Origin of the sequence: Enterococcus sp. UD-01, assembly GCF_044909655.1 — a bacterium.
Classification (GTDB): Bacteria; Bacillota; Bacilli; order Lactobacillales; family Enterococcaceae; genus Enterococcus_L.
This window is the reverse complement of record NZ_JBIYEU010000010.1, coordinates 26,433-37,700: the sequence shown is the minus strand read 5'-3', so window position 1 is coordinate 37,700 and position 11,268 is coordinate 26,433. Positions and strand designations below refer to the sequence as shown.

The 11,268-nt window shown below is 36.7% G+C and carries 11 protein-coding genes; 10 read left to right on the top strand and 1 reads right to left on the bottom strand.

Annotated features, from left to right (window positions below; translation table 11 throughout):
• Positions 1 to 97 precede the first annotated feature (97 nt).
• Positions 98 to 1,372, top strand: coding sequence for an NCS2 family permease (locus ABH902_RS09675; RefSeq protein WP_404590514.1), 1,275 nt, complete (start codon positions 98 to 100; stop codon positions 1,370 to 1,372).
• A 43-nt stretch (positions 1,373 to 1,415) separates the two neighbouring features.
• On the opposite strand, the gene ABH902_RS09670 is transcribed toward ABH902_RS09675, so the two are convergent.
• Complete coding sequence (locus ABH902_RS09670; protein WP_404590513.1) at positions 1,416 to 2,816, bottom strand: TrkH family potassium uptake protein; 1,401 nt, start codon at positions 2,814 to 2,816, stop codon at positions 1,416 to 1,418.
• Between the two features lie 333 nt (positions 2,817 to 3,149).
• On the opposite strand from ABH902_RS09670, the gene ABH902_RS09665 reads away from it, so the two are divergent.
• From ABH902_RS09665 to prmC, 9 genes are all read left to right on the top strand, one after another.
• Complete coding sequence (locus ABH902_RS09665) at positions 3,150 to 4,661, top strand: flavocytochrome c (protein ID WP_404590512.1); 1,512 nt, start codon at positions 3,150 to 3,152, stop codon at positions 4,659 to 4,661.
• A 259-nt stretch (positions 4,662 to 4,920) separates the two neighbouring features.
• Positions 4,921 to 5,127 (top strand): hypothetical protein, encoded by a 207-nt coding sequence (locus tag ABH902_RS09660; RefSeq protein ID WP_404590511.1) that lies wholly within the window; start codon positions 4,921 to 4,923, stop codon positions 5,125 to 5,127.
• Between the two features lie 426 nt (positions 5,128 to 5,553).
• Complete coding sequence (locus ABH902_RS09655) at positions 5,554 to 6,315, top strand: tandem-type lipoprotein (protein ID WP_404590510.1); 762 nt, start codon at positions 5,554 to 5,556, stop codon at positions 6,313 to 6,315.
• Complete coding sequence (locus tag ABH902_RS09650; protein ID WP_404590509.1) at positions 6,308 to 7,573, top strand: hypothetical protein; 1,266 nt, start codon at positions 6,308 to 6,310, stop codon at positions 7,571 to 7,573. The genes ABH902_RS09655 and ABH902_RS09650 overlap by 8 nt, the downstream gene beginning before the upstream one ends.
• A 6-nt stretch (positions 7,574 to 7,579) precedes the next feature.
• Positions 7,580 to 7,954 (top strand): hypothetical protein, encoded by a 375-nt coding sequence (locus tag ABH902_RS09645; protein ID WP_404590508.1) that lies wholly within the window; start codon positions 7,580 to 7,582, stop codon positions 7,952 to 7,954.
• Positions 7,944 to 8,228, top strand: coding sequence for a hypothetical protein (locus ABH902_RS09640; protein WP_404590507.1), 285 nt, complete (start codon positions 7,944 to 7,946; stop codon positions 8,226 to 8,228). The genes ABH902_RS09645 and ABH902_RS09640 overlap by 11 nt, the downstream gene beginning before the upstream one ends.
• A 484-nt stretch (positions 8,229 to 8,712) precedes the next feature.
• Positions 8,713 to 9,300, top strand: coding sequence for a thymidine kinase (locus ABH902_RS09635; RefSeq protein WP_404590589.1), 588 nt, complete (start codon positions 8,713 to 8,715; stop codon positions 9,298 to 9,300).
• 54 nt (positions 9,301 to 9,354) lie between these two features.
• Entirely contained in the window at positions 9,355 to 10,428 is a 1,074-nt protein-coding gene (prfA, locus tag ABH902_RS09630) for a peptide chain release factor 1 (RefSeq protein ID WP_404590506.1), read from the top strand.
• Positions 10,421 to 11,251 carry a peptide chain release factor N(5)-glutamine methyltransferase gene (gene prmC, locus ABH902_RS09625; RefSeq protein ID WP_404590505.1) on the top strand — a complete coding sequence of 277 codons (831 nt, stop codon included), beginning with the start codon at positions 10,421 to 10,423 and terminating at the stop codon, positions 11,249 to 11,251. Before prfA ends, prmC begins: the two co-directional genes overlap by 8 nt.
• Positions 11,252 to 11,268: the final 17 nt, after the last annotated feature.

Genomic DNA, 11,268 nt, shown 5'->3' with positions numbered 1-11,268 from the left:
ACGTGGGATTAATAAAAAAATTCTACCTTAAGTAAAAGCATAGTTTTTCTTTAAATTGTGCTATAATCTCATAGACAGATTAAGTAGGAGGGATAAAATGTTTCAGAAATGGAACTTAAACAAAATAGAAATGAAACGTGAAATACTTGCGGGAACCACTTCGTTTTTTGCTATTTCCTATATTATTATGGTGAATACCTTAATTTTAAGCGAAGCAGGCATGCCGAAGGAATTGACCATATTCGGGACCATTTTTATTTCAATCATCGGCTCCTTGATGATTGGTTTTTTTGCGAATGCGCCCATTGTTTTAACGACAGGAATGGGTGTCAACTCCTTTTTCACCTATACCTTGGTGCTTTCATTGGGATTGACTTGGCAGCAGGCTTTAGCCGTCAGCTTTTGTGCCGGTGTCGTCTATCTGGTGGTGGCTTTTACCAGATTAAGTAAGTTATTTGCAGAAGTAGTACCGGAAACCTTAAAAACCGGCATTACAGTCGGCATTGGTTTTTTCTTAGTCTTAATTGGTTTGGAAAAAGGACATTTAATTGAGCAGGGGGCACATACTTTTTTACAGCTTGCTTCTTTAAAAGAGCCGGTGACCTTGTTAACCTTATTTTCTTTATTTTTGACACTGGTCTTATATTTGAAAAAAATTCAAGGCAGCTTTTTTATCGGTATCGTAATCGTAACGATCGTAGCCAACCTTTTAGGCTTAGTTAATACTACTGAGCATTTTTCCTTGGCGGGAATCAGCGATTATTCTACAATTTTGTTTAAAATGGATTTTGGACCAATTCTGACGAAGAACTTTTTCCTTGGTGTGTTCGCCTTATCAATGATTTTGATCTTTGAATCTATGGGTTTGTTAAAAGGGCTGATGCCGGATGCGAGTGAACAACAATATTTAAAAGCCTATCGCATTACTGGGTTTATAACCATGCTGTCAGCTATTTTTGGAACGAGTCCAACAGTAGCTGCCGCTGAAAGTGCGACAGGAATTGAAGAAGGCGGCAAAACTGGTTTAACGGCGATTACCAGCGGAATTTGTTTTATTTTTGCTTTGTTCGCGTTGCCGTTGTTGTCTTACATTCCAGATGCAGCGTTGGCTCCGGCAATTATCATCACTGGCTTTTTGATGATTCAGCAGATCCGCACACTGGATTTCGGCGATTTTAGCGATTATTTCCCGGCGATGCTAATGATTGTGCTCATTCCTTTTACCATGAATATTTCGGACGGAATGGCCTTCGGCTTTGTAGCGTATCCGTTAACGAAATGGCTTGCTGGTAAAAAGTCCGTTCTTTCCTTACCTATGTGGATTATTTCCGCTCTTTTCCTTGTTTATTTAATCGTAAATGTGGTTATTTAAAAAAAGTGCAGTACCGTTCGAGAGCGGTGCTGCACTTTTTTTATCACCCAATAATAATTTTTTCTGATGGATATTCATAGCCAATATCACGTGTTTCTTTTGGTACAAAAAGCATTAATGTATAAAGCATACCAATTCGTCCTATAAACATCAATAACGCAATCATCAATTTTCCCACGGTAGTTAAGTCCGCTGTAATTCCCAGCGATAAACCGGTTGTTCCAAAAGCGGAAGCGACTTCTACAATGATCGCAATCAAAGGATGATCCTCAGTCGCAGTTAAAAAAAGTACCGCAAAAAAGCACATTGTCAGCGACAACATAAAGACGACAATAGATTTTTTGACATCATCTTCATCAATTCGTCGACCAAAGACATTAATATTATCTTCACTTTTTAAAAACGACCATAAGTATAATCCAATAATTGCAACAGTCGTGGTTCTAATGCCGCCGCCAACGGAGCTGGGGCTACAGCCAATAAACATCAGCATGGAAAAAACGATCAGTGTAGTAATTTGAAAATCCCCTAAATCATTAATCTGCAAACCAGCATTTCGCGTGGTCATCGAGTAGAACATCGAGGTCATCCAACGCTTCGTTTCGCCCATATCGACGAATAAATGATCTTTTTCCAATAAATAAATCAAAACCGTCCCGCCGACAAACAGCACGACAAATGCTAATAAAGCAATTTTACTGAATAATGAAAAACGGAATGGATATTGTCCTTTTTTCTTCTTGAAAAACAGCCATTCACGAACTTCCATCAAGACAGGGAAGCCGATCCCACCGACAAAAATTAAAAACATAATCACTAGTAAAAATAGATAATCATCGGCAAAAGGAATAATAGAATCCCCTGTTACATCAAAACCAGAGTTTGTCACTGCTGAGATCGACTGATAAAAGCCGAAGAAAATCGCTTTTGACCAAGTCTTATAATAACCGGCAAAATAAAAATAAATCGAAAAGAAAGTGCCGAAAATCACTTGAAACCAAAGAATAATGGTAAACGTAATACGAATTAAACGTACAATTCCGCTTAATTTTGGCTGATTCATATCCGTCATAATCAGTTGCCGTTGTTTTAATGAAATCCGCCGCTTCGACAAAATAATAAAAGCTGTGGAAATCATCATAATGCCCAATCCGCCAATCTGAAACAAGACCTCTAACAACAAAACGCCACGATCATTAAAGACAGAATTAATATCAAACGTCGAAAGTCCCGTGACACTTACCGTACTAATTGCCATAAACAACAAATCAATAAATGAAACCTGTGAATCCGGCTCTCGAAAAAAGGGTAGACAAAATAATAAATATGAAATAATCGTCATAATAATATAATACGAAACAATGATCTGAATAGATGAAAAATTATTGGAAATAAACCGATTTCCCTTGCGCTGTGCTTGCCACAACAACCTCATTCGACTCATAATGCTCCTCCTGCTTTTCCTTAAAATTAAGTATAGCAGAAAATAAATAGAGGGCAAACAAAGAATAAGAAGGTAGAGGAAATAAGAAATCGATTAAAAAAGTCAGGAATAACCCAAAAATCGAGTAAAACATGCTATTTTATCTATGAGCAATTGTTCTTGATTTTTTTGTGAAAAAAATAGTAAATTCAAACATTTTTTGATAGATTTACTATTTGTTTCAATGATGAAAGCTTTTTTCATTCTTTTGTCATGTGAAATAAATCACTTGATTATCTCGAACGTTACTCGAAAAAGTTTGTTTTGATTAAAATGATCAAAGGTGGGGGAAAAATGAAGAAAGTAGTACTAAGTTTAGTGTCATTAGGGTTATTCTTCGGTATAGCCGGATGCTCTGGAGATCAAAAGAAAACGGCAGAATCACAAGCATCGAAAGAAAGTACAGAGGCGACAACGGGTGCATCAGCCAATGGCTATACAGATTTAAAAGAATTAAAGGATAACTATGATATTGTCATCGTGGGTGCCGGCGGGGCAGGTATGACTGCTGCCTTACAGGCAAAGGAAGCGGGCATGAATCCCGTTATTCTTGAAAAGATGCCGGTAGCAGGTGGAAATACGATTAAATCTTCCTCAGGAATGAACGCATCACAAACCAAATATCAGGAAAAAGAAGGCATCAAAGACAGCAACGATAAATTCTTTGAAGAAACCTTAAAAGGTGGTAAAGGAACCAACGATAAAGAATTATTACGTTATTTCGTTGATCATTCAGCAGAAGCGATTGACTGGCTGGATTCGAAAGGAATTGAGCTTAGCAACTTAACCATTACTGGCGGCATGAGTGAAAAACGCACGCATCGTCCGGCAGACGGTTCAGCGATCGGCGGCTATTTAGTGGATGGCTTGCTGCGCAACATTAAAGAAGAAAAAATTCCGCTTTTCGTTAATGCAGATGTGACAGAGTTGACGGAAAAAGACGGCCAAGTAGATGGTGTAAAAGTTAAATTAAACGACAAAGACACAAAAGAAATCAAATCAAAAGCAGTCATTGTTACAACTGGCGGTTTTGGTGCCAATAAAGAAATGCTGGAAAAATACGATCCAAAATTAAAAGATTACGTGACAACAAATCAGGCTGGTTCTACAGGCGATGGAATCAAAATGATCGAAAAATTAGGCGGAGCAACAGTGGACATGAAAGAAATCCAAATTCATCCGACTGTTCAACAGGATAAATCTTATCTTATTGGTGAAGTTGTTCGTGGCGAAGGTGCGATTTTAGCTTCTCAAGAAGGCGTTCGTTTTGTTAATGAAATGGACACCCGCGATAAAGTTTCTGCAGCGATCACTGCCTTGCCTGAAAAATCTGCTTATCTGGTCTTCGATCAAGGTGTACGTGACCGCGCAACAGCGATTGATTTTTATGACAAACAAGGCTTTGTAGTTGAAGGCAAAACCATCGAAGAACTTGCGAAAAAAATTGACATGCCTGAAGCAAAACTAAAAGAAACCTTGGATCAATGGAATCAAGATGTTAATGCTAAAAAAGACAGCCAATTTGGCCGGACAACCGGAATGGATCATGACCTGACAAAAGGACCTTTCTATGCAATTAAAATTGCACCGGGAATCCACCATACAATGGGCGGTGTGAAAATCAATACGAAAACAGAAGTGCTGAAAGAAGACGGCACGCCAATCAAAGGCTTATATGCAGCCGGCGAAGTAACAGGCGGTATTCACGGCGCTAACCGCATCGGCGGTAACGCAGTTGCCGATATCATCATCTTTGGACGTCAGTCCGGAAATGAAGCAGCAGCTTTTGCTTCTGAACAAAAATAACACTTAAATACTCAGCTAGGATGTGTAGCTAAGCTCCAGAAATCAGGAGAAGAAGCTACTGTCCTGGCTTTTTATTTACCCTCTAGTACGTGAAAAGAGCAGATTAACGAAAAACTAAAACCAATTTTTCAAAAATACTGCTTTTTTGCCGGAAATATAGTAATTGTTCTTTTCTGATAAACGATAAGAGTAGAACAGAAAGTTTTGTAAAAGCAGGTATATTTTTTTAAGAAAGATTTGACTACGGATGTTGATATAGTTGCCATCACATACAAATAATGAAAGGTGTGTGGCTAAGAGGTCTACAACTAGTAAAGTACTAAAAAATTTATATACAGCATTAGGAGAAAAAAGTGAAGGAATTACGGTAAGTGAATTTTGGGAGTATTTATTTGAAGACAAAAAACTTACTAAAGAATTGGTGTTTAATGGTGAAAGACGAGAGGGAATTGTTAATGAGTTATAAACACGTATTAGAAAAGGTGGAAAGACAGTAGAAGGAATTAAAATTAGCAAAAATAGTGAAGGCAAAAACGTATTTATCTTAAATAGCAATCATTTTAACTATTTAGCAGGTATATCCAATAAATAATTACAATAAGCTACAAGTATTAAATTGGAAGTACTGGTTATACTTTTAATAAGTCGGATATTGATAATGCTAACCATCATTGCAACAGGCAATTAATAACTTAGTTTAATATAATAATCTTAAGTAGAAGTATAGTACGCTAAAAAGCATACTATCTCTTTTTTCTATAAATCAGCAACATTATTTAAAATTAAATAATGAAAATGTAATATATAACTATCTATTTTAGTTTACTATTGGTAAAATAAATATTGATTAAGGTGCAAATAAATATCATCCTGTTTAGGAGGAGAAAATATTTTGAAACAATTGTATTTATTTATAGGAGGACTAATTATAATGAGTGGATTAACTGGATGTGAAACAAAAAATAAAGTAGAAATTGAACAAAGTTTTGATAAGGTATTAGCAATGTATCCAACACCAAATCTGGAAAGCTTTTACGATATGGAAGGCTACCGAGATGATGAGTTTGATAAAGATGATAAGGGTGTTTGGGTGTTAAATTCTGACTTTTCAATGAGTAAAACAGAAGAAGGCGATTTACTCACAGAAGGCATGCGACTAAGAATTAATAGGAATACAAGGAAAATGAATGGTTATTATTATGTTTCTATTACTCCTAATTCTTTTGGAAAAAGCAGTAAAACTACTAAGTACCCAGTAGTCTATACTGATAATGGGTTTCGTTCAAAAGAAGAAATTTATGACAAAGAACTTCAGAGAAAAATAGAAAAATTCCAATTCTTTGTTCAATATGGAAAATTTGACCAACTAAATTCATATAAGAATTTAAAAAAAATGTACAATCCAGAAGTTCCTATGTATGAATTAGAGTATCAACTAACAAATGAGGATTCAAATGTAAAGGAATTAAGAAAAAGGAATGATATCCCCGTAGAGATACCACCAACTTTATTATTAAAAGGTACAGGTAGTCTAGATGGGAGTTCGGTAGGATATAAGCAAGTGGAAATTAGGTTTGATAAAAAATTAAGTGTCTATTTTTCTGATTTTATTGATTTTCAACCTCGATCCGAGGAGGACTTAACAGTTGAGTAAATATGAACTTAGGGATAAAGGAATTAAAATAGATAGTGAACCAACTAGTGCTGTAGCTACAATCTCTTATGAAATTGAAAATGCATTGGCAAATGGTGTATCAGATAGAGATATAATTAAGCAACTAGAAGCATTACAAGAAAATAAAAAATTCCCTTCTAATCTCCAACTAGTAGATGCATTCTATGATCCTAAAACAAGTTCAAGTGGTGTAGCTTTTCTAGATAACAATACAGGAAAAGTTGTTGTTGGTTTTGCAGGTACTAATTTTGATAATGGCTTTTTTGGAGAAGGTTCTAAAGATGTTGGACAATGGGGAAATATAGCATTTAAAGGAGATGGTCCTTCTTCATCGTATTTTGATGCTAGCAATAAATTTATGAATGATTTAAAAGCTAATGGCTATAATGTTGATACTGTTACAGGACATTCTCTTGGGGGAAGAAATGGAACGATTATGGGAATGGCACATAATATACCGAATATCATTCTGTACAATTCTGCACCATTGATGAATGTTTTAACGAGTGTTCCAACAAAAGGAAATTTATCTAATGCAAAAGAACTAGAGAAATTGTTAAGTGGTTATAAGGGGAATATTATTTATTTTGTATCTGAAGATGACCCATTAAATAAAGTTTCTGGAGTAGGTGGTAGTGTCTATCCAGGGAAGATTATTGTGATAAAAAATGGGAAAGCCCATGAGATCACGGGTTTTTTAACAAAAAAAGAACAAGAATTTATTCGTCAACATACACCTGATTTAAATAAAATTTATTTGGCTCAACAAAAAGTTCAAACAGATACTCGGAGTAAATTAAAAGGATTAGATGTGTTGCGAGCAAAGCTCTTGAAAAGTGGTGGCGGATTATCTGCTTCAGAAGAAATTTATCTAGATGCGTCCGAAGCATTGATTTTGACACAAGGAATGAGTAAAACCCTTCAAATTGAAATAGATGATATCAAAAAAATGTATCGAGAAGCAAAGAAAGATTCCGATAAATTATGGACGGATACGTTGAAAACAGCCGATTCTGTGGGTTCTACATTACATCAAGGAGAGGTGTTAGATTCTTTAAATAGTGGTGGTGCAACAGAGTCAATTGTTCGAATGGAACCAAAAGAAGAATATGAACAAAAAATATCAGAATTATCTTCAATTAAGCAAGAATACTATGAATTAATTGGTCAAATACAATCATCCATAAATAAACAAGTAGAAACAGACCGAGAGTTAGCTAGACAAATAGGGGGATAAACTCTCATGGAGAGAACATATATAAATAAATTATTAGATTTAGAATCAGAGTATGAAAAAAACCAAAAAAAGATTGAAGAAGAGTTAGAAGAAGCCTTTTATGAAAAGCAAAAATTTAGCCGAGAGTTAGAAAATCTTTCAGAAAATTATCGCTATCATTATCAGCAAGCAGAGTATAGTGAACCAGTAAATATGAGTAGAGTCTATCATTTATTAGAACAATGTAAAGATGATGGGGATAGGGTTGTTAATCAGACAATGAAAGAATTAAAAAATAAACAAGAAGAAAATAAGATTCATTATAAGAAACAAACCCGATTAATAGAAGATGAACTTACTCTTTTTAAAGAAAAGGAGCGGAAAAAAGAAAATGAGCAGTGAAAAAATAAAATTGGAGTTGAAAAGATTACGAAAAGAATTGGAAAAAGCTCTGATACGAGGCATGGTTGCTCCGCCATGTGTTCAAACAGCAGAAACGAAAAAGCAATTAGTAAAAAACATGGGACAAGCTCGAGTAGAACGATTAAAAACTAGTAGTGCAAACTATATTTCAAACTTTCAATCCTCTGCAAAAGGGGCATGGGTAACAAAAGCAAAAACAACGTTTGAAAATACTTCTAAAAAACTGACAACTATTACAGAAGATGGGAAATGATGGACTTTCGAAGTTTATCATTTTTTATATGTTCTTGTAACCTTTGGCGAGCTCTCTGGAGCTTTTTAAAAGTTTGTGTACAAATAAAGCAAATTTTAAAAACCCTGAAAACTAATCTGATGGCGTTTAAGTAGCAGTTAAAATAACGTGATTAAGAAATTTAAATCATAATGAAAAATAAAATAAATTGAATTCACGCCAAACATTAAAAAAGGATAAAACAATGACAGATGGTTATATTCATACAAGTCCAAATTATATAATAGAAATAGCAAATAAAGCAGATAAGGTAATTATTCCACTCATAAAAATTGAGTAATTACATTTTTCTATACTCCGAAAAATGAGCAGGCATAGGTGCAGATATGAAAAAACTTTTGACGCTGAAAGTCCTTGATACATAAGGCTTTAATTTACCACTATAAAAAACTTCGAAAATATAGTAAAATACGAGAGGAACGAAATGAAAGGTGACGACAGAACAATGGCACAATTATTTTTCAAGTATGGCGCAATGAATAGTGGGAAAACAATTGAGATATTAAAAGTAGCTCATAACTATGAAGAACAGGACAAACCCGTGGTTATCATGACCAGCGGCCTTGATACCAGAGATGGTGTTGGCGTCGTTTCCAGTCGCATCGGCCTTAGACGCGAGGCGATTCCGATTTTTAAAGAAACCAATGTCTATGAATTGATCCAAAGCTTGGAATATAAGCCCTATTGTATTTTGGTCGATGAATCACAATTTTTAAGTAAAAAGCATGTGATAGAATTTGCCCGAGTCGTAGATGAATTAGGCATTCCAGTCATGGCTTTTGGTCTGAAAAATGATTTCCGCAATGAGTTGTTTGAAGGATCAAAATATTTAATGCTTTACGCAGATAAATTAGAAGAATTAAAAACAATTTGCTGGTTCTGCCACAAAAAAGCGACGATGAATTTACATTATATTGACGGCAAGCCTGTCTATGAAGGCACGCAAGTACAAATTGGCGGAAATGAATCCTATTATCCCGTTTGCCGCAATCATTATTTTCATCCGCCGATTGATGGACAGCAGGAAGACTAACACCGATCATGTGAGGATGATCGCTATTCAATGATAAAAAAGGAGCAACGAATTATGTACGATCAGTTACAATCAATCGAAGATCGCTATGAAGAGCTGGGCGAGTTATTAAGTGATCCGGCTGTTATTAGCGACACAAAACGTTTCATGCAGCTATCAAAAGAAGAAGCCAATACTCGTGAAACGGTGGAAGTGTACCGCCGTTATAAAAAAGTTGTCGACGGCATTGGTGAAACCGAAGAGCTTTTAGGCGAAAATCTAGATGCTGACATGCTGGAAATGGCCAAGGAAGAATTGGCCGATTTGAAGAAAGAAAAAGAAGTGCTGGAAGAACGAATCAAGATTTTACTTTTACCAAAAGATCCAAATGATGACAAAAATATCATCATGGAAATCCGCGGAGCAGCTGGCGGCGATGAAGCGGCGTTATTTGCCGGAGATCTTTTCTCAATGTATCAGCGTTATGCTGAATCTCAAGGTTGGAAAGCAGAAGTTTTAGAAGCCAACGTAACTGGCATCGGCGGCTACAAAGAAGTCATCATGATGATTTCAGGCGAGAATGTCTTTTCAAAATTAAAATACGAAAGTGGTGCACATCGCGTACAGCGTGTACCATCTACTGAATCCCAAGGCCGGATTCATACATCTACAGCGACAGTTGTCGTTATGCCGGAAGCTGAAGAGGTTGAGATTGATATTGCGGATAAGGACATTCGGACAGATATTTATCATGCTTCAGGTGCAGGTGGTCAGCACGTCAATAAAACGGCCTCTGCGGTACGTTTAACTCATATTCCGACAGGAGTTGTGGTGGCGATGCAGGATGAACGTTCACAGCTGAAAAACCGTGAAAAAGCGATGAAGGTTCTGCGCGCTAGAGTGTATGATATTATTCAACAGGAAGCTCAAAGTGAATATGATGCCAATCGTAAATCAGCGGTCGGTACTGGGGATCGTTCGGAACGAATCCGTACGTATAACTTCCCGCAAAATCGTGTGACTGATCACCGGATCGGCTTAACGATTCAAAAGCTGGATCAGATCTTAGCCGGTAAATTGGACGAGATCATTGATGCACTTGTCTTGTATGATCAAACCTCTAAATTAGAAGAGATGCAAAATGGCTAACCGTTATTATGAAGTCCTTGAACGGGCTTCTTCTTTTTTAGAAAGCAAAGGAGTCGAAGGAAACAGCATTCTGTTTGTCTTTCTGGAAAGAAAAGGCTGGAGCAAAACGGATTGGCTGCTACATTTGCGTGAAGAAATGCCGAAATCAGAAGAGCAGCAGCTCAATGCCGATGTAAAAAGACTGGCAGAGCATTATCCGCCGCAATATCTTTTAGGCTATAGCGACTTCTATGAGCAGCGCTTTTTAGTCAGTGAAGCGACCTTGATTCCAAGACCGGAAACCGAAGAGCTTGTAGCACAATGCTTGCAGGAAAATACCAATTTGCCTTTGAAGGTTGTTGATGTGGGTACGGGAACCGGCGCTATTGCGATCAGCTTAAAATTAGCTCGACCGGCCTGGCAGCTGACGGCTATTGATCTTTCCGAAGCCGCCTTGGCGATTGCTAAGAAAAATGCGGCTGCTTTACAGGCTGATATTGCCTTTGAACACGGAGATGGGTTAGGACCAATTTCGGAAAAGATTGATCTTTTAATTGCCAATCCGCCCTATATTAGTGCTGCTGAATGGTCATTAATGGATCAAAGTGTTCGTACCTTCGAACCTAAAATGGCTTTATTTGCAGAAAATGATGGGTTAGCGATTTATCAGCAGTTAGCCAGACAAGCACAATCATTGCTCAAGTCAACCGGCAAAATTTATCTGGAAATCGGGTTTCAGCAAGGCGCTGCTGTACAGGCAATTTTTCAGCAGGCTTTTTCGGATAAAGACGTACGTATATTAAAGGATCTGTCTGGAAACGACCGGATGGTTATTGTTGCTTAGAAAAGAGGGAAACTATG